Genomic DNA, 18,643 nt, shown 5'->3' on the forward strand with positions numbered 1-18,643 from the left:
TTCTTCTTACTGAGTAGTAGTCGTGCCGCCGCTCGGAATTACGTTCTTTGCGTTACAGTGAATGCTTCCCGTAATCGTTACGGACGTCCCTGAAGCCGAAGCCGTGGAAACGCAGGTTTGGTTGTCCTGCGTAAAACACTGTTGTGTAGTCGTCACGGAAGTACAATTTACGTTGTCGGATGTGTAACACTGATTGAGAATTCCCGTGCTGGTGGAACTGCTGAGAAGTTTTCCCGTCAGGGAAATATCGATCTCCATGTATTGAAGCGTTTGTTGTTGAGCCGCGCCGCTGCTGCTCGCATATACGGGAATTCCGGATGATCCCCATTCCACCTTACCGACGTTACCAGTAACCGTTTTTGCGAAAGCCCCGCCGGAATAACTGAAGCCCTGTTGCGGATCCACGGATCCTTGATACTGGGCCGAGTCAAATTGAAACCGGAGGACAAGAGACTCTCCGGTCGTTTTCATGATCAATTGGCTTGTAATCGTATAACGGGTGTTACTTGTACCTGTGGTTCCCGTGGTGCCTGTGGTTCCCGTAGTACCGGTAGTTCCCGTGGAAGTGGTTCCGGGGACGGCTACTCCGCATGAGGAGATTTTATCGGGATCTACTTCTCCGTTGATGAAAATTACGTTTCCGTCGGCGAGCAAAACCTTGAGGTCGACGTTATTTGAATCTTTCGAATTGGCGCAGCCAAAAAGAACAGCCGAAGCGAGGATGGAAGTAAAGAATAAGGAATAAGAACGTTTCATGATTTGCCTTTAGAATTCATACTGATCGAAAAGCGGATCGAGGTCAAGGATGAAATCGAAACGCCGCTTTCTGGTTTCGACCTCTTTCCTAAAAGATCGTTCCCCGAACCTATAATTCTGAAACAAAATTTGAAAGAATGGTTTGACAGTTCGGAAAAATGGAATGAACTCCCCCGGCGATGAAAATCGGTTCTCCTTCAGAAGAATATAAACCCGGAATTCTCGAGCGATGGGGAATCGGGATTTTGAACGATCTCGCGAAAAGAGACAAAAGATCCTTGGGAAGTTGGGATTCTCAGGAATTCGGATCGGGTTCCAAAAGGATCATCCGATGGACGGTGTTCTGGTCGCTTCAGACCGGATTCTGGACGACGTTCGCGATCATTCTAGTCGAAAAATTCTTCCCCGAAAATCCCGAACTCTGGTCTTCCGTCTTTCTGGAAAAATGGACTTGGACGGGACTCGCGCTTTTGCTCGGAACCGTTTTGGAATTTTATCTTCTGTATCGGATCGGACTTGTCTCCGTATATCAGATGACGCGTCTCGCGGGTTTGGATCTTCAAGAAGATCCCGATTTGATTACGGGAGTCACCAACCTTCTTTCGAGACTCGCTTTGGAAATTCCCGATCCCGATCTGAAACTTTTGGGAATCGATCCGTATCGGCTTACCAATAAACAAAGTCTTTTTCTCACCACTCTTCTTTACAAAGCGAAAGTGTTTCTTTCCAATCTCGTCGCTAAGATCATCATTCGGAAAATTCTCGCGCGAAATTCCTTTCGAGTTTACGCGGATTTCGTCGCCGCTCCGATTACGGCGCTTTGGGACGCGATCGTACTTTACATTATTCTAAAGGAGTTGAGAACGCGTCTTTTGACTCGGATCATTTCCAAGGAACTCGTCGAGGAGATTCTTTCCAGAAAAGACAAACTCAGTAAGGAAGCGATGATCGGTTGTATGACCGCGATCGGAAATTCGGTCGTGTTCACGCAGAGGTTCCATCCGAATCTCGAATACATTCTGATCAAACTTCACAAGGCGTTTCAGATCGAGGATTATCGGTTTCGTCTGGATGAATGGGAATCCTTCGAAAAAATCCTGAACGGTTTGGATCAAACGGAGAAGGATTTCTGTTTAAAAATTCTGAGTGTTACCTGCTGCTTTGACGGTAAGATCTCCTCTTTCGAGAGAAAACATCTTCCTCTCGTTTTCGGCAAGGACGCCGAGGAACGTTTGATTTGGGTGCAGAAATTGGCGGACGCGATCAACGACGGCGATTTGGAAAACGCGAGAATTCTCGCAAGGCTCGATTAGAAGATTCAAAAATGAATTCCGTCGTTGGGAATTTGATTTACAGTCTGTCTAATGATCCTCTAAGATTTTTTTCCGATCTTCCCGTCCGCCTTTCGAGGCGAATTTCGTTTCGAAAACGATTGTTTGAATGAGGTAAGAATGCTCGTTGTCATTCAGTGGCTTGAATCCATTTTCGAATCGATTCCGCTTCCGATTCTTGAAATCTGGGGGCGCGTCGGATTCATATTAGGATTCGCTTTTATGATCTCCGCGTTTTCCGGAGTGAGCGTAAGGTTCGCAGGCGGTTGGACCTTGAAACGAGAAAGACAATCCTGGAATACGCAGGCTCTGTTGAGCATTCCGTTTACGTTCGTTTTGATTTTCGTCACCGGTTATTTAGGCTCCTTTATCGTTTTGGTTCCCGGAGCGCAGACGTTCGAATCGCTAAAAGATCTTTCCGTTTTTCTTTGCATGCTGCTGTTCGGTTATCCCGCGCTGATCGCGGTTCCGTTCGCCTACGGCCTTTCCGATTTGATCGAAGGAGTTCCTCCTCATTTTCTTTTCGATTGGTTGGTGGGATACTTTATCAATCCTGCATGTTTTTGGATCGCGTATCGATTGATCGGTAGGAATCCCGATTTTACGAGATGGAGAACTTGGCTTCGTTATCTTCTTTTTGTCGCCGTCTTTATGGTCGTCGAACCGCAGTTATGGGGTTATATCTGTTCCAAACAATTCTCCCCTTCGATTTCCTATCGAAACATCACGCCGGCGTTGTTCTTTACCACTTCGATCACTTGGGTCATCGCTCCGTTTGCGATGATGATCGCTCTTCCTTTGGCCCGCAAATACGGAATGTTTTGGGCGGAGATTCCCGGTCATGTCCGCGAATCCGATTTTAATTTTAAAACGTTCCGTTGGGAAAGAAAGGAAAGTCGATTTACGGACGAGACGACCACGATCGAAGGTTTGCCGATTCGTATGCTTCTCGTCGCTCCGTTCATTCTTTTGGTATTGGTGATGGTCGGAGCGACCGCGTATTTGAATCTCAAAAGTTCCGAGATGGCCGCGGATAAACTTGCGGGAAGACTGCATCAGGAAATTTCGGAAAACATCAATCTCCAGTTGGATCAATTTCTCGAAAAAAAACAACGGGAGAAGGAGGTCGTTCTTCTGAGCGGAATCAACGATCTGTTGAAAACGACGAACGTAGCCGCCCACGGAAGAGCGATCATCGTGGATCGTTTCGGACAAGTGATCGGTTCCTCTAAGTCGTATCGAAAACGGGAAACTTCTCCGAGCTCGGACGAGGATCCCGTGATTCAAAACGCGATTCAGAAACTGCGGGATCAATTAGGAAATTTGAATGAACTTCGCAAGCCGCTTCAGTTTCAGTTCGACGTCGTGACCGCGAAACCCTTGGCGTTGGAAACGTGGATGACGCAGGCGACTCCGTACGAGGACAACGGCGGAAATCTGAATTGGATTTTGATCACCGCGATTCCTTCGGCTTATTATTTGGAAGGGGTTCGGATCGGAAGCAGTCAATCGGCGATGGTGTTTGCGGTGGCGTTGACTTCTTCGCTTTTGATCGCGGCGTTTTTAGCCGGATTCGTAACCGCTCCCATACGGAGAATTTCGAACGCCAGCCGTGCGATGGCAAGGGGGGATTTTGCACAACGGGTTCCTGCGAGCCGATTGGAGGAATTAGGATCCTTATCGTTAACCTTCAATCACATGGCCGAACAATTGCAGGAATCCTTTCGAAGAACCAAGGCAAGCGAGGAACAGTTCCGCGACCTTGTTGATACGACGCCCGGAATCGTATGGGAAGCGGACGCCGCCACGTTTACGTTCACGTTCGTGAGCCAGCAAGTTGTGGATATGCTCGGATATCAAACCGAGGAATGGAAACAGCCCGGATTTTGGGCGGAACATCTTCATCCGGACGATCGGGAATGGGCCGTTGAATTCTGCGTGCGCTGTACGGGAAGAATGGAAGCCCACGATTTCGAATACAGATTTATGAAGAAGGACGGAAGCGTCGTTTGGCTTCGGGACATCGTAAAGGTGATCGTAAAAAACGATCAGCCGAAGTGGCTTCGGGGCGTGATGGTGGACGTCACCGAAAAAAAACAGACCGAAGAGAAACTCGTCGAGAGGAATCAGTTCATCGAATCGATCCTCGACATTACTCCGGATATATTATATATTTATGATATAGAAGAAAAAAGGAACGTATACAGCAATAACGGGATCGAAGTCGTTCTCGGATATACGGTCGCGGAAATACAGGAGATGGGCGACAAAATTCTTCCCACATTGATGCCCGCGGAGGATTTTCAGAGATACGTGACGGAGATTCTTCCCCGTTATCAAAATGCGAGCGATAAAGATATTATAGAACATGAATATAGGATGATGCACAGCGACGGAAAGCTGCGCTGGCTCGTTTCGCGCGAACTGATCTATCACAGAAACCGAAACGGCGGTCCGAAGCAGATCTTCGGCATTATCTACGATATAACGAAGAGCAAGGAAGCGGAAGAGACGATTCTCGATCTGAACGCGAATCTGGAACGGAAGATCGATCTTAGAACGAAGGAACTCCGCAAATCCAACGCGGATCTTCGGGATGCCGTTGAAAATCTGGAACGGATCATGAAGGAATTGAAAGGCGCTCAGGATCAGCTTTTGCTTTCGGAAAAACTCGCGGCGATCGGTCAGCTTGCGGCGGGAATGACGCACGAACTCAACACGCCTCTCGGAGCGATCACTTCTTCCAACCGCGCCGTTTTGGAAATTCTGCAAAAAGATTTAAGGGAAATTCCGCAGATTCTCGCGGCGCTGAACAAAACGGAATCGGAGAGTTTCAATTTTCTATTGGAGGAAAGTCTCAAAGACGCGATTCAATCCGAAGTCATTCCCGATCGAAGTTTGAAAAAACAATTCAACCAGATGTTTAAGAACGCCGGATTCAAGGATTACGAAGACGTAACCTCGGCCGTTCTGGATATCGGAGTGTATCGATTGGGTGAAAGGTTGGTCGATCTTCTACAGTCCGAAAAAAGGATGAGCGTCTTAACGGCCGTGGGTTCTCTGTCCACGATCGTTCGACTGAGCAATGTTATATCCGTGGCGAGCGGAAAAGCTTCGCACGTGGTCGAAGCTCTGAAAAATTATTTGAATCCGGGCGGAAGCGATCAGGAAGAGGATATTTTTCCCGTAGATATAAAGTCGGAAATCGAAACGATTCTTACCCTATATCATACAAAAATCAAATACGGCGTGGAGATCGTGAAGGATTATCGTTCGGACGGGATTTGTCTCGGAAACGGCAACAAGCTCAATCAGGTTTGGATCAATCTCTTAAATAATGGTTTGCAATCCATGAATTACCAAGGGAAGATTGAAATCCGCCTCGAAGAACAAGATTCATGGATTGTAACTTCCTTTACCGATTCGGGAGCCGGAATCCCGGAAGAAGTTAAGGACAAGATCTTCGAACCGTTTTTCACCACGAAAAAACAGGGGGAGGGGATCGGATTAGGATTGGATATCTGTAAAAAGATCATAGAGAAGATGGGCGGTAAAATAGAGTTTGAGAGCGTTCCAGGAAGAACAAAGTTCAGCGTGTGGTTGAAATCCGCACGTTAGGAAAAATGGAGAAGATCTTTTGAATGATACTTTAAAAAATAACGCGATTCTTTGTGTGGACGACGAACCGATCATTTTGATCGCGTTAAAGCAGGAACTAAAAAAACAATTCGGGAACGAGTTTCAATACGAGACAGCGATCAATGCGAACGAGGCGTTGGAGGTCGTGGACGAACTCGTCGGAAACGGAATCAACGTGATTCTCATTCTTTCCGATTGGCGTATGCCCGGAATCAAGGGAGACGAATTCTTAATTTTGGTTCATCAAAAATATCCCGATATCCAGTCCATATTGATTACGGGTCATGTGGACGAAGCCGCCGTGGAACGAGTCAAAAAAGAAGCGGGCACATATGCGGTTCTTCCGAAACCTTGGGACCCGAAACAACTCGCGGACGCGGTGAAGGTTTGTTGTAATCGAAATTAATTCGACATCGTTTTGAGCGGAAGAATCGAACCTTTGAAATTTCAATTGCAGCCCTCCTCAAGTCCCAAGACCTTGTAATCAAAAGACGGCGACTCTTTGGGAGAATCGAATGAAAGTCCACCGATATAACTCTATTCCGGAAGTAAAGGATATCGGAGACGGAATCTTTAAAACCGAAATCCCCCAACCTTTCTACGCACCTAACAACATTTACATTCTTCCCGACGGCGAACCGACCATCATCGATTCGGGTTATATCGAAAATCTCGGGATGCTTCAGCGCGCTCTAAAGACGATCGGCCTTTCCCTCAGCAAAATCAAACATATCATCTACACGCACAATCATCTCGATCATATGAGCGCAGCGCTTACGCTTCGTTATTATACGGATGCGAAATTATACGCGATGACAGGGATGGCGGCGGAGATCGGCAACTACGTCGAATTCGTCCAGGTTTTTCAACGGGCGATGAGAAGGCTCGTATACAAGGGACATCATGACAACGCGACGAGAGCGACGGAGCTTAAACGGGTAGATACGGGTATATTCGAATTTAATGATGCGCTGAACAACTCCGAACGGGTCGATCCGTATCTCGACTTCGACGTGGAACTCGTGGAAGGGGACGTCATCAAAGCCGGCGGAAGGGAAATCGGAATTCTCCATACGCCCGGACACAACCGCTGGCATTTAACGCCCTATATACTCGGCGAAAAGATCTACTTTACGGGCGATCTCGTATTGCAGAACATCTCTTCGATTTATGCGGAGATCGACGGGAATTTATACGACTATCATCAATCTTTGGATCGTCTTTCCAAACTTCCGATCCGGAGACTTCTTCCCGCGCACGGAGCCGAACCGGAGGATCCGCAAAGGGCGATCAAATTACTTTCAAAAACTCTAAACCTTTTGGAACGGGGAGTCGTGCGTCGTCTGAAAGAGAACGATCAGGATCTTTCCACGTTGGTTCTCGAAGCGATGGGAGAGAAGGTCGCAAACAGCGGATATTACAACACGGCGCTTGCGATTCTCCATTCTTTGATTCGAAAGCTGATCGATCAGGGGCAAGTGCAGGTATTGGAAATCGATCCTCCTTATGAAAAATACAGATGGATCGGCGGGGATTGAGGTTTCAGGATCGTATCATTGACGAAACGAAATCGAAGATTATCCGCGTCTTTCGGGTTCTTGTATGATTTCTCCGTAAAACGGGGTTTCTTTGATTTTCAGATTATAGCCTTTTACGAAAAGGATTTCAAGATTTACGGTGTCTTCCCGGTTATAACCTTCCAGAATTTTCAGAGCGTCCGTGTCGTCGTAATCGACGTATTGTTTCCACAGCCGAACCGCTTCGATTCCGTTGATCGCAGCCTCTTCCGGTCTGTGAATTCCCAGGGCTTTTTCGCAGCCTTTGAGTCCGCCTTTGATTCCGAGAGATCTTAAGAAAAACATAATATCGATATGATTGTTTCGAAAACGCACGTTGAATTCCTTTTCCAAAAAGGGGACGTCGAAGCCGATTCCGTTGTAGGAAACGAAAATTTGATCCTGTCTCAGATTGTCCAAGAAGAAATCCAAGTTGAAGCCCCTCACGTAAGAACGGTATTCTTCCCCGTCGTAGGTTCCGATGACGGTCGTACGGTCGTCGCTTCCGAGTCCGGTCGTTTCGATATCGAGATACAAAAGTTTTTTACGGATCTTCGGAAAAAGTCTCCAGTGATGTTTTGCGGAAAGAACGTGGAAGAAATAAAAGAAGTTCTCCCGTTCCAATTCTTTTTTGGAAAATTCCAATGCGTCTAAGATGAGATTACGGATCGGAATGGATTCGTCCTTGAGATAGACTTTGAGATCCTTCCAATCGTAGATTCCCTTTTGCCAAAGGTTTTTTTCCTCGACGGAATCGATTCCCGGAAGATGGCAGAACGTATGCTCCAACATTCAGACTTTCCCTTTATTTCCCAGGATGAACGTTAGACGAAATCCGATCGCCAGAATACAGAGAATCCAAATCCCGGCGTTTCCGATCTTCGTATAAACGGTCGAGACGGACGAATCGAGGCGGATCGAAAACGTTCGGATCGACGTTTCGTGAAAACCGATCGGATGAATCAGCGCAATTCCCCTCGCATCCCAAACTTCCGTAATTCCCGAAACAGTCGAGCGGATGAGAGGAAGGCCGGTTTCGATCGCCCGTAAACGGACGGTTCCCGAATGTTGATGGGCTTCCAATTCGGAATCGAACCACGAATCGTTCGTGATGTTGACGAGAATTTCCGGTTTTTCCCCGGCTTTGAAGTAATCCAAAACGAGTTCGGTGAACATCGCTTCGTAACACAGCAAAGGAAGAATGGAATACGAATATTCTGAATTTTGAATCTTCTCTAGTTGTGCGGTTTCCGAGGCGAACGAGGATCGGAATCGGTTCGGATCGTCCATACGGGAAATATCCTCCGGTTCGGGAGCGGCGATCGGTTTTGTTCTCCGGATCGGATTTCCGATTAACATTCTCGGAGTTTCGCCGGGAACATAACGGGAAGTTTCCCGAAAGACGGAACGTAAAAACGGAAGTTGTTCTTCCAGCGGAAGATATTCTCCGAACGCGAGAAGTCTTCTTTTGTTATACCGTTCCACGCTCCCATCCGAATTTTTGAAAAGGGAAATCTGGTTTCTTAGTTTTCCGTGATCCATGTTGAGTTCGTTATAGAGAACGTCGGCTCCGGTCTGTCTGGAAAGATACAAAATCAACCCTTCCATCGTGGAAGAATAGATATGATCTTTGCGGTTCTCTTCCGAATCGATCGTTCCGTGAAAGGGAATCGAGGATTCTGGGATCACGATCAAGGACGGAGTACGTTCCGAGGACATGCTTCCCTGCAAAGCCAAGGAAAGAACCTTACTCATCGTCGCGCTTAAAAAACCCGAATCCGCCTTGAGATCCTTGGTGCCGGGAGAAGTGTCCGGTTGTATGACGACCACGGAAAGTTCCTTCGGTTGCACTTCGTTTAACGACGCAACCGCGTAGCCGATTCTGTAAAGACCGTATGCGTAAATGAAAACGATTCCGACGGCGCCTGCGGCGGAGATTCGAAATTCTTTCGTATCTCTTTTTCGGATCGACGATAATAATATTAGAAAAACGGAAGATAGAAAGAGCAAAAGAAAACTCAAACCGTAGACGCCCGCGATCGAAGCGAATTGTTCGAACACGATCGAACCGGAAACCAAATTTCCCCAATACCAGGGGAATATCTGATAGGTGAGCAGGTCCGCGAGAGCGCCCGCCGCCGGAAATACGAGCAATACCCAGGGATTTTCGATCGATCCTAATTTAGAAAATCGGAATAGAATATAGAACGGAAAAAACTTAAGATGCGAAATGATTCCGTAAAACAAAAAGAACAGAATGGAAACGACCGGACCCGTTCCCGCGATTCTTGAAACCGCGCCCGGAATCCAAGGAAAGGTCGTGTAGTTTAAAATTTGGGAAAGAATCAAGAGCCAAAGCGACGCCTTCCAAAACGGTTCCTTGTCGAGGGAAAGGAATAAGAACAGACAGGAGATCGATGCAAGAATTCCCGCGGTTAAGAATGAAAAAGGGGAAAGTCCCAAAAGGGTTCCGAATCCGACTCCGAGACAAAGTAGGAGCCGGTATTGGATGGAATCTTTCGGGATAAAACTCTGCAGGTTCAATTTTGGTTTTTCTTCATCTCCTCTTCGTATTTCAGTCTTCTTGAATATTCTTCCGCTTCTTCTTTGCCTAAATTTTTAATCCGAATTTCCATCAGAGCCTTTTCTCTCGCTTCTCCCTTTACGTTCGAATTTTTTTGAGCCCAGTCGGCTTCTTCGTTTTGGGTTTGTTTTTCCTTCTTTTCCCGTTCTTCGATTTCCTTATAAACCGCGTCCATACGATCGGCTCCGTCCTTGCCGAAGTATTTTTCGCGAATACTTCTCGTTTTGCCGCTGCGATCGGACGAACTCATCTTCGTCAGTTCTTTGTCCCGTAAGAACATTTCGGTTTCGTATGTATTGTATTTCGGCTCTCTCGTCTTTACGGTATTGTAATATTGCCCGTAGACATTTTTTCGATATTCTTCGTATTTCTGCATCCGTTGATCGCCGTTTAGGGATTCGGTGTCCTTCAGAAAACCGCCGAGGGAATCCCGGTAGGTTTCCTCCGCTTCTTCCATACCGAAGATAAGTTTTGCGTCGTTTTCGGAAAAGAATTCCCTTCTCTTCTTCTTAACGAGTTCGTATTTTTCGGCGCGGCTGAGTTTGTCCGAAAGTTCGAATTCGCGCATCGTCGTTTCGTAACGCAGATAACCGGAAAACAGTTTCATCAGATATTCCGCGTCTTTGCCGGAGTAATGATCCGCGATGAAGGCCCGGATGATTTCGTTGCACTGTTCGTAGACGACGTTTTCGGGGCATTGTCTTCGCAATCCCCAAAGTTCCGAGACAAGATTGACTTCTCCCGTAGTCGCATATTGGATGAGATCGTCGAAGGAAAGCCAGTTTCCGTTTTCATCGAAGATCCTTCTCGAAGTGTCGACGACCGCTTGGTTTAAAACCCATTCTCCCGATTCGTTGCGCTGCAGCGTGAACTCGGCGTCCTCTCCGGCCGAAGAGCCGCCGGGACCTTTGCCTCCGCTGAAAAAGACGAACCAGACCAATGCGATGACGATCACGCCGATTAAACCGACGACTATGGGGAATGTAATTCTTTCCTGGAGAGATTTCATGGACCTGTGATTCTTAAAAAATTCTTTCTCAAGGCAAACCTTTTTTGTTTTTTCCGAGAATGCGTTCGGATGAAATGACAATGAAGTGCAACAGAAAAGACCGATTCTTTATTACCCTCAAGGAACCACGGGAGCCGAGAAAATTTTTTCCGGATTTACGAAATTGGAAGTGCGATCGTATCCGATCGAACGGATCGGAGAATTGGTTTCGGAAAATCCGGAAGTTTTGATCGCGAATACACGGTTGAAAGTGAATGCGGAAAACGTCCGCAAGTTTCCTTCGGTGAGAATTTTCGCGACCGTAAGTTCGGGCACCGATCACGTGGACTTCAATTCTCTGAAAGAATCCGGTAAGATCTTTCTCAACGCCCCCGGATGCAACGCGGGTTCCGTCGCCGAATACTGTTATGCGGGATTGACGGGTCGGTTTTCCGAATCCGAACTGAAAACCAAAACGGTCGGAATGATCGGTCACGGAAATACGGGAAAAGAATTTCATAAAATTCTAATATCGAAAGGGATCGACTCCGTTTTTTACGATCCGTTTTACAAGGCCGAGTCCGCGCCTCTCGAAGAAGTTCTGCGGAGTTCCGTGTTGAGTTATCACGTTCCCTTGACCAAGGACGGGTTCGAACCCACGTTTCGGTTCGTTTCCGAAGCCCTGATCGATTCCCTGCGACCGGGAACCGTCTTTATCAACACGAGTCGGGGAGAAATTCTTTCTCCGAAGGCGTTCGAACGACTGATTGCAAGAAATGATATATTCAAAATATTAGATGTGTTTGATCCGGAACCTCCCGCCGAAGAAACCGGCAGGATTCTTGCGGAAACTACCCAATCCGTTTTTACTCCGCATATCGCCGGTTACAGTCAGTTGGGGAGAATCAGCGGAACGTATCGTGTCGCCGAAAAATTATCGATTTTGTATCAAGATCGCCCTTTGCCTCCCTTGGAATCCTTTTTACAGACTTCCGGAGAATTTAAAACTTCGACCTTTTTAAAGGAAGAAGACGCCCTCTTGCGCGATTCTTGGCGCAACGGCGACCGGGGATATTTCGAAAGAAGAAGAAATTCCTATCCGATCCGTTTGGATTGGGGTTTGGTTTGAGAGGAATGTTGTCGGAACAAAAACAGAATTTTCTTTATAGCGGGATTCCGGAAATATGAAGCAATTTTTGATTTGGAACGATTTCGCTACTTATCGCGGAGATGGATTTTCAACCCTGCGTCACAGCCATTTTTACATTCAGATAAGTTTACCCGATTCCGGTCGCGTTCAATTGCGCAATCGCGACGGGGAATGGAAGACATACAACGCGGTTTTTATTCCGTCGGGTGTGAGCCACGAAATGCGGAAAGTGGAAGGCAATTTGACGTTGTTGTTTTTAGATCCTTTGACCACGGGCTATCATCTTTTTTACGAAAGAAGTCTGGCCGCCAATCACTCCGCATTCGAAGTCGGAGATATATTTACGGATCAAAGAAAGGATCGGATCGCGTCCATCGTTCAAACGTCCGATGCGGACGCACGCTCTCAACTTCTTGAAATTCTAAACAAGGATTTTCCGATGAGAACGAAAGGAGAATTGGACGAGCGCATTCAAAAAAGTATTTCCAATGCGGAACTGGAGGATTTCTCTCTTGCCCGTTTGGCGTTTGACGCTCGATTGTCCGTCGAACGGTTTCGTCATCTTTTCAGACAGGAAACCGGCGTTCCGTTTTCCGCGTATCGTCTATGGTTAAAAACGAAAAAGGCAGTCGATCATATGGGAAGTCGTCCTCACTTGCTCGACGCGGCGCATGAAGGAGGATTCGCGGATCAATCCCATTTTACGCGCATCTTTCGCCGTTCTTTCGGAGTGAGTCCCTCGGACTTTACGAAAAAAGAAGAACCGTTTCGCGCGATCTTCTTTTCAAAATAGCCGCTGCGTTCAAGACGATTTTCCCGAAATTGAATATCGTTTCGATATTGGAGAGAGGGAAAATGAGTTCAAAAATCACCGCGAGAAACTTGGCTGAGTTGTATTTCGATACGGCTCAAAAATATGCGGATCAACCTGCATTCGGAACAAGAAATAAAAACAAAGAATTCGTTACGATTACGTTTCGAGAAGTTTATGAGACGGGTGTCGCGCTTGCAACGGGGTTGATCGTCGACTTGGGACTGAAAGCCCGCGAACACGTGGCTATCTTATCGGAAAATAGACAAGAATGGATTCTTGCAAATTACGGAATCCTGTTGAGCGGCGCAGCCGACGTTCCGCGCGGCGCGGACGTGACGGACGGTGATATTCGCTATATCGTCTCTCATTCAGACGCGAAGATCGTATTCGTGGAAAACGAATCCCTGTTGCGGAAGGTGAGGAATAATTTAAGCCATCTGCCGAACGTAACTCATATCGTCCTAATGGAAGGAGCGGCGGATTTTACCGATAAAAAAATAATCCGAATGGCGGACGTCGTCGCGAGCGGAAAAAAATTACGAGCCTCCGGAGATCGCAAAGTGGAAGAACGAGTCGCCGCGATTCTACCGGACGATCTTTTTACCATCATCTATACTTCCGGTACGACGGGAGAACCGAAAGGCGTCATGTTGACACACGCCAATATGATCTCGCAATTGCGCAACATTCCGATCGACATCGGCCCTAAAGATCGATTCCTTTCGATTCTGCCCGTCTGGCACAGCTTCGAACGGGTGTTTCAAATGGGAACGATCGCTACGGGAGCCGGGCAATATTACACCAATATTCGAAATATTAAGGAAGATTTAACGATCGTAAAACCTACGTTTATGGCGTCGGCGCCCCGATTGTGGGAAAATATCTATCACGGGATTCAATCGAAAATCCAATCCGGATCGGCAATCAAAAGAATCCTATTCAAAAGCGCTTATGTTTCCGCTCTAAAGGTTCAACGGTCTTTGCATTTTTTTAAAGGGAATCGTCTCGATTTAAAAGGACGGAATATTCAACAATCCTTATGGATGGGCCTTCGGTCGATTCTGTCCCTCGTCGTATTCACGATTCCTTATCTACTTCTGGACACGATCGTTCTAAAAAAAATTCGACAGGCAACGGGAGGGAAATTGCGCGGTACGGTTTCCGGCGGAGGATCGCTGCCTCTTCATATCGATGAATTTTTTAATGCGATCGGAATCCCTCTGTTCGAAGGATACGGTTTGACCGAAACTTCTCCCGGTCTTGCCTTTCGTACTCCCGGTCATTTGGTGATCGGAAGCGTGGGACCGCTTTTTCCGGAAGTGGAAATTCTTTTAAAAGACGTGGAAAGCGGAAAAATATTATACCCGCCTCAAAAAGGCGTGAAGGGTGAGATTCACGTACGCGGTCCCCAGATTATGAAAGGTTACTATAAACGTCCGGATGTTACCGCCAAAGTCCTCACCAAGGACGGTTGGTTTAACACCGGCGATCTCGGGATGATAACGTATAACAACACGCTCAAGATCGTGGGCAGAACAAAAGAGACCGTCGTTTTACTCAATGGAGAGAATATCGAACCGGTTCCGATCGAAAACAAACTCGCACAATCTCCGTTGATCGATCAGATCATGGTCGTCGGACAGGATCAAAAATTTTTAGGAGCTTTAGTGTTGCCGGTCCTCGATAGATTTCAAGAATACGGAAGGACGTATGAAGAACTCGCAACCAATCCGATCGTGCGTGAAAAAATCCTGCGCGAAGTAAAAGACACGATGAATTTTGAAAACGGATTTAAGAGTTTTGAAAAGGTGGGAGACATTCGTCTGCTACCGAAGGCGTTTGAAGTTGGCGATGAACTCTCGGCAAAAATGTCAGTCAAACGTCACGTAATCTCGGAAAAATACAGAGACCTTATCGATTCTATGTATCTATAAAATTTGCCTTATGGAGAATTTACGTTCTACGAATCTCCCGTTCCCCAATTGATGAACTGCTCTCCCTTGGCGGGTTGGCAGTTTGGACAAAAGAAGGAATCATAACCTAAGACGTTCGCTCTTCGGATCGTCGTTCCGCAGACGGGACAAGGTTCGTTCTTTCGGTTTCGCACTTTCACGTGATCGCGCACCTTGACTTCGAGGGGGGCGTGTTTGTTGCGGATGTATTCGATCGAACTCGTGAGAACTACTTTGATGCTTTTGTATAAAAGCGATTTCTCTTCGGGAGAAAGTTTGTGAACGGGAGTCTTAGGATGGATCTTTGCCGCAAACAGAACCTCGTCCGCATAAGCGTTTCCTAATGCACTCAGCTTGGTTTGATCCATCAGAAACACTCGGGTCTGCTGGCGAGCTTTTTCCGTAAGCTTGAAAAAAACCGCTTCGGTGAATTCATCCGAAAGGAGATTTACTCCCTGATTTTCGTATTTGGGAATTTGAGAGATGTCTTCCGGTTTTAAAAAATAAACCTTTCCCATTCTTGTGTCGTCCGCGTAATTCAGAATCGGACCGTTCGTAACGATCCGAACACACAGATCCTTTTTTTTGTATTTCGATTCGAGCGAAAACCTACCGGACAACATCGGGTGAATAATCATATTCCATTTTTCGAATACGAAATTCAAAAACGGACCGTTTCGTTCGATGGATTGGAACGAAACTCCGGAAAAGGTTTCTTCCACGGAACCGCCGGTGAGATTTCGTACGACCACCGGATCGACGATCTCTACGGATTGGGCGGTCTTACCGATAAGCTCGGGGATCAATCGTTCCCGAATGACGACTAAGTCCGGTAGTTCAGGCATACAGCGATTGGATTCGAATCCGAACTTTCGTCAAGAATCAAAAGGGAGAATTCCTCTTTGTAAACCGAATCGGTCGCTGAGTTCCTTCGTTTTAATGCGAAGTGCGTTTCGATACTTAGCCGGCATTTCGCTGCCGTTCGCAAAGAATCTCGAATATTTTTCGATGAGATGAGGATAATGCCGTTCGAGGGCCTGAAAAACCAAAGCCTTGCTATCGGAAGAATCCGGTCCTCCGAACAAGGTTAAGGTTGCCGGGAAGAGATAACGAATGCCCGCGTCTCGAAATGTTTGAAAAAGAAATTCCAAGTTTTCACCCGTATCGCTGATATGCGGAAGCAAAGGCATCAAACTAACTCCGCTGTAAAATCCTTGTCGGAGAGTTTCTTTCAATGCGGAAAGACGCAGGCTCGGCGGTGTCGCGCCCGGTTCGAAAATTCTCGCAACCCCGTCGTCCAACGTGGAAAACGAAAACGTAAGAAACGATTTCGAGGAAAGCCGATCTCGCAAATCAAGAGGAAGAATCGCGGCTTTTTCGATTTCAAAGAGCAGATCCAAATCCCGGAGAACCAAGTCCGATTTCGTGAGAATATGAACCGGGAATCGATACTTTAAAATAATCTGAAGTAGTTCACGGGTGAGTCCTATTTCTTTTTCGGATGGCAGATACGGATCGGTCGCCGAGGACAATACGATGATCCCGTATTGATTCTTCTTGGCACGGTTCCAAAGCTGTCGATCCAAAACTTCGACCGCATTCTCCTTAACGGAAAGTTTATCCTCGGTGTTCAAACCGTATTTGCTTCCGCCGACGTAACAATACAAACAACGAAAGGAACATCCGCTGTACGGATTGATCGTGTATTCGTCCAAAAACCAAGGATCTCTTCTCTTGGTTTTGTTCAGGATCGTTTTAATCCGAATACTTCGAGGCATATTTGGAGGATCGGCTCAAACCGATTTGGATTTTCGTCTTAACGAAAGAAGATATCGTTTCGTCCGTTTTCAGTCTTGATTCGAATTTACGAACGATGTCCGGATGAAATTTTGCGATCGTTTTGATCGCCCATCCGATTCCTTTCTTGGTATGGAAATCTTTCGTATCCGCTTTTGTTAGGAGAAGTTGAAACGTATCTTCGACGTATTTTTTTCCGAGACCTTTTTTCACCGCGTAATGAGAAGCGACTCCGACGGAACGAACGACCCATGCGTTTTCGTGATTCAGAAATTTTTTCAACATCGGTAAGGAGTCTTCCGGGTTTTTCAAGAGAGAATGTCCCATGACTCTTTCCCCTACGATATCGCAGACATACCATTCGTCTCCGAGGATCATGTATTCCACGGCCTTCTTCCAGGAAGTTTGGAAGTATTTTTCCGAACGAAGCTGAAGCATCATGCCTGCGATCACGTTTCCTCCCATCGTTTTTCGAGCGATGATCCGATCGAGAAAGGCGATCTGCTCTTCGTCTGCGATTCTTCCGTGAAGTTCTTTTGCGGCGAATTCCAGCAAAGGAAATTTGATCTTTTTGGTTAAAAGTTCGGATAGAATTTCTTCGCCGATCGCATTCGTTTTTCCTTTTGAAGATTCGAAACTGCGGTCGAGTCGGGCTTTGATTTCTTTTTTGGAAGTAATGGAATCCATCGGATGAGAACGATCTTGAAATACGAAAATTTATAAGCCTCGGCGCCGTTGACTGTCAATATTCTTTAAGTCCATTCTTATTTATAGCCGTATTCATTTGTTCCGACAAACCGATCCACACGAAAAAGATTTGCTCTTTTGGGAAGAAACGATTCGAAGCGAACCAGCGCAGTTTTTCCGCCGAAGTTTTTTGTCCTTGGAGGAACGTTTTACCGAAAAATTCCCAAAAAAAGCGGTTGACAGTTTAAAGAATCCAGTGTGCAGTTACACATGTGTATATGCATGTATGTAGATACACACTAAAACAAAGGAGGCGCTTATGCTTTCCGTGCTGGAAAAAAAGGAGCTGGAATTTTCTCCCTCCGGTCTTTATCGGATTCGCTTTCAGGATTGTGATCCCTTCGGTCATTTGAACAACGCGCGTTATATGGATTATTTTATGGAGGCGAGGGACGATCATCTCAGGGATTTTTACGATTTCGATCTGTTCGAACACGCTTCGAGAGAAGGAAAGTCTTGGGTCGTGACCCGCGCGCAGACTGCTTATCTGGAACCGGCTAAACAAAACGATCTGGTAAGAATCGTAACTCGTTTGACCGCAAAGAGCGACGGGACCATTCGCAACGAAGATCTAATGTATGACACCGCCGGGAAAAAACTCAAGGCGATGGCTTGGATCGACTTCGCGTTCATCGATTTGAAACGGGGAAGACCGGTTCGTCACGGAGAAGAACTGTCCTTGTTTTTCGATTCGGTTCTTTATCGGGATTCCGGGCTTGAAAACGGAAATTTTGACGAGCGCGTTCGGGAGATGAGACGTACAATGGCTCCCGGGGTGGAAGCGATCCCCGCTTAAAAACTTCAGAGGTCGTTATGGTCAGAAAATCGGAACAAAGGGTTGCTAAAAAGAATTCCGAAGGGGAATCTTCCAATCCCACAAGGGAAGAATTGCTGACCGTAGGTTTGGGATGTTTGAACTTCAACTTGAAACGGGCATCCCGAGCCATCGCGCAATACTTCGATCACGTTTTGGATCAAGTCGGCCTGACTTCTCCGCGTTTTAATATTCTCATGACGTTAGGCACCACGGACGGAATGGAACTCGCTCCGATGGCCGAACTCCTCGTGATGGATCGAACGACTTTGCTCCGTAATCTCGAACCTCTGGAAAATTTGGGGTATGTGGAGGATATTCCTTCGGACAACAAACGCGCGCGTAAAGTCGCGTTGACCGCCGCGGGTTGGGATGCTCTTCGGCTTGCATACCCGATTTGGAAGGAGGCGCACGATCAAGTCGTATCCAATCTGGGGATTCCGGAATGGAAAACACTTATCAAGGGTCTCAGAACGGTTGCAAAAAAAAGAATATTCAAAAATCAGAAAGTTTGA

Annotated in this window: 16 protein-coding genes; 9 read left to right on the top strand and 7 right to left on the bottom strand. The window is 46.7% G+C overall.

Annotation, left to right across the window (positions count from 1 at the left end; genetic code table 11):
* Positions 1-6: 6 nt before the first annotated feature.
* Entirely contained in the window at positions 7-756 is a 750-nt protein-coding gene (locus tag LFX25_RS03270) for an LIC10920 family plasminogen-binding lipoprotein (RefSeq protein WP_238728895.1), read from the bottom strand.
* A 179-nt stretch (positions 757-935) separates the two neighbouring features.
* Here LFX25_RS03270 and LFX25_RS03275 point away from each other — a divergent pair, with 179 nt between their 5' ends.
* The 4 genes from LFX25_RS03275 (at position 936) to LFX25_RS03290 (ending at position 7,264) form a co-directional block, all read left to right on the top strand.
* Entirely contained in the window at positions 936-2,069 is a 1,134-nt protein-coding gene (locus tag LFX25_RS03275) for an LBF_2804 family protein (protein ID WP_238728896.1), read from the top strand.
* A 138-nt stretch (positions 2,070-2,207) separates the two neighbouring features.
* A complete protein-coding gene (locus tag LFX25_RS03280; RefSeq protein WP_238731490.1) occupies positions 2,208-5,705 on the top strand; it encodes a PAS domain-containing protein in 3,498 nt (1,165 codons plus the stop codon).
* 19 nt (positions 5,706-5,724) lie between these two features.
* The gene (locus tag LFX25_RS03285; protein ID WP_238728897.1) at positions 5,725-6,132 is read left to right on the top strand and encodes a response regulator; all 408 of its coding nucleotides are present in this window, start codon (positions 5,725-5,727) and stop codon (positions 6,130-6,132) included.
* Between the two features lie 109 nt (positions 6,133-6,241).
* Positions 6,242-7,264 (top strand): MBL fold metallo-hydrolase, encoded by a 1,023-nt coding sequence (locus LFX25_RS03290; protein WP_238728898.1) that lies wholly within the window; start codon positions 6,242-6,244, stop codon positions 7,262-7,264.
* A gap of 39 nt (positions 7,265-7,303) precedes the next feature.
* On the opposite strand, the gene LFX25_RS03295 is transcribed toward LFX25_RS03290, so the two are convergent.
* The 3 genes from LFX25_RS03295 to LFX25_RS03305 are packed head-to-tail and all read right to left on the bottom strand — an operon-like array spanning position 7,304 to position 10,875.
* A complete protein-coding gene (locus LFX25_RS03295; protein ID WP_238728899.1) occupies positions 7,304-8,074 on the bottom strand; it encodes a ribonuclease H-like domain-containing protein in 771 nt (256 codons plus the stop codon).
* The gene (locus LFX25_RS03300; protein ID WP_238731491.1) at positions 8,075-9,820 is read right to left on the bottom strand and encodes an apolipoprotein N-acyltransferase; all 1,746 of its coding nucleotides are present in this window, start codon (positions 9,818-9,820) and stop codon (positions 8,075-8,077) included. It abuts the gene before it with no gap.
* Between the two features lie 2 nt (positions 9,821-9,822).
* Positions 9,823-10,875: a lipase chaperone gene (locus tag LFX25_RS03305; RefSeq protein WP_238728900.1), complete on the bottom strand. Its 1,053-nt coding sequence runs from the start codon at positions 10,873-10,875 to the stop codon at positions 9,823-9,825.
* Between the two features lie 85 nt (positions 10,876-10,960).
* Here LFX25_RS03305 and LFX25_RS03310 point away from each other — a divergent pair, with 85 nt between their 5' ends.
* From LFX25_RS03310 to LFX25_RS03320, 3 genes are all read left to right on the top strand, one after another.
* Positions 10,961-11,983: an NAD(P)-dependent oxidoreductase gene (locus LFX25_RS03310; RefSeq protein WP_238728901.1), complete on the top strand. Its 1,023-nt coding sequence runs from the start codon at positions 10,961-10,963 to the stop codon at positions 11,981-11,983.
* A 55-nt stretch (positions 11,984-12,038) separates the two neighbouring features.
* Positions 12,039-12,797 (top strand): helix-turn-helix domain-containing protein, encoded by a 759-nt coding sequence (locus LFX25_RS03315; RefSeq protein ID WP_238728902.1) that lies wholly within the window; start codon positions 12,039-12,041, stop codon positions 12,795-12,797.
* A gap of 62 nt (positions 12,798-12,859) precedes the next feature.
* Positions 12,860-14,752: an AMP-dependent synthetase/ligase gene (locus tag LFX25_RS03320; protein ID WP_238728903.1), complete on the top strand. Its 1,893-nt coding sequence runs from the start codon at positions 12,860-12,862 to the stop codon at positions 14,750-14,752.
* A 26-nt stretch (positions 14,753-14,778) separates the two neighbouring features.
* Here LFX25_RS03320 and LFX25_RS03325 read toward each other — a convergent pair whose 3' ends face one another.
* Genes LFX25_RS03325 through LFX25_RS03335 form a run of 3 tightly spaced genes read right to left on the bottom strand, consistent with a single transcriptional unit; the run spans position 14,779 to position 17,254 of the window.
* Entirely contained in the window at positions 14,779-15,615 is an 837-nt protein-coding gene (locus LFX25_RS03325) for an Fpg/Nei family DNA glycosylase (RefSeq protein ID WP_238728904.1), read from the bottom strand.
* Positions 15,616-15,645: 30 nt separating this feature from the next.
* Complete coding sequence (locus LFX25_RS03330) at positions 15,646-16,548, bottom strand: SPL family radical SAM protein (protein WP_238728905.1); 903 nt, start codon at positions 16,546-16,548, stop codon at positions 15,646-15,648.
* Positions 16,526-17,254, bottom strand: coding sequence for a DNA alkylation repair protein (locus tag LFX25_RS03335; RefSeq protein ID WP_238728906.1), 729 nt, complete (start codon positions 17,252-17,254; stop codon positions 16,526-16,528). The genes LFX25_RS03330 and LFX25_RS03335 overlap by 23 nt, the downstream gene beginning before the upstream one ends.
* A 319-nt stretch (positions 17,255-17,573) precedes the next feature.
* Here LFX25_RS03335 and LFX25_RS03340 point away from each other — a divergent pair, with 319 nt between their 5' ends.
* A complete protein-coding gene (locus LFX25_RS03340) occupies positions 17,574-18,110 on the top strand; it encodes an acyl-CoA thioesterase (RefSeq protein WP_118957507.1) in 537 nt (178 codons plus the stop codon).
* A 17-nt stretch (positions 18,111-18,127) separates the two neighbouring features.
* Positions 18,128-18,643 (top strand): MarR family winged helix-turn-helix transcriptional regulator, encoded by a 516-nt coding sequence (locus LFX25_RS03345; RefSeq protein WP_238728907.1) that lies wholly within the window; start codon positions 18,128-18,130, stop codon positions 18,641-18,643.

The sequence above is a fragment of the Leptospira sanjuanensis genome, from assembly GCF_022267325.1.
Classification (GTDB): Bacteria; Spirochaetota; Leptospiria; order Leptospirales; family Leptospiraceae; genus Leptospira; species Leptospira sanjuanensis.

Bases quoted from the DNA above. Each gene is read 5' to 3' on its own strand.
- LFX25_RS03270 (WP_238728895.1), bottom strand. From the start codon at position 756: ATGAAACGTTCTTATTCCTTATTCTTTACTTCCATCCTCGCTTCGGCT.
- LFX25_RS03275 (WP_238728896.1), top strand. From the start codon at position 936: ATGAAAATCGGTTCTCCTTCAGAAGAATATAAACCCGGAATTCTCGAG.
- LFX25_RS03280 (WP_238731490.1), top strand. From the start codon at position 2,208: ATGCTCGTTGTCATTCAGTGGCTTGAATCCATTTTCGAATCGATTCCG.
- LFX25_RS03290 (WP_238728898.1), top strand. From the start codon at position 6,242: ATGAAAGTCCACCGATATAACTCTATTCCGGAAGTAAAGGATATCGGA.
- LFX25_RS03295 (WP_238728899.1), bottom strand. From the start codon at position 8,074: ATGTTGGAGCATACGTTCTGCCATCTTCCGGGAATCGATTCCGTCGAG.
- LFX25_RS03305 (WP_238728900.1), bottom strand. From the start codon at position 10,875: ATGAAATCTCTCCAGGAAAGAATTACATTCCCCATAGTCGTCGGTTTA.
- LFX25_RS03315 (WP_238728902.1), top strand. From the start codon at position 12,039: ATGAAGCAATTTTTGATTTGGAACGATTTCGCTACTTATCGCGGAGAT.
- LFX25_RS03320 (WP_238728903.1), top strand. From the start codon at position 12,860: ATGAGTTCAAAAATCACCGCGAGAAACTTGGCTGAGTTGTATTTCGAT.
- LFX25_RS03325 (WP_238728904.1), bottom strand. From the start codon at position 15,615: ATGCCTGAACTACCGGACTTAGTCGTCATTCGGGAACGATTGATCCCC.
- LFX25_RS03330 (WP_238728905.1), bottom strand. From the start codon at position 16,548: ATGCCTCGAAGTATTCGGATTAAAACGATCCTGAACAAAACCAAGAGA.
- LFX25_RS03335 (WP_238728906.1), bottom strand. From the start codon at position 17,254: ATGGATTCCATTACTTCCAAAAAAGAAATCAAAGCCCGACTCGACCGC.
- LFX25_RS03340 (WP_118957507.1), top strand. From the start codon at position 17,574: ATGCTTTCCGTGCTGGAAAAAAAGGAGCTGGAATTTTCTCCCTCCGGT.
- LFX25_RS03345 (WP_238728907.1), top strand. From the start codon at position 18,128: ATGGTCAGAAAATCGGAACAAAGGGTTGCTAAAAAGAATTCCGAAGGG.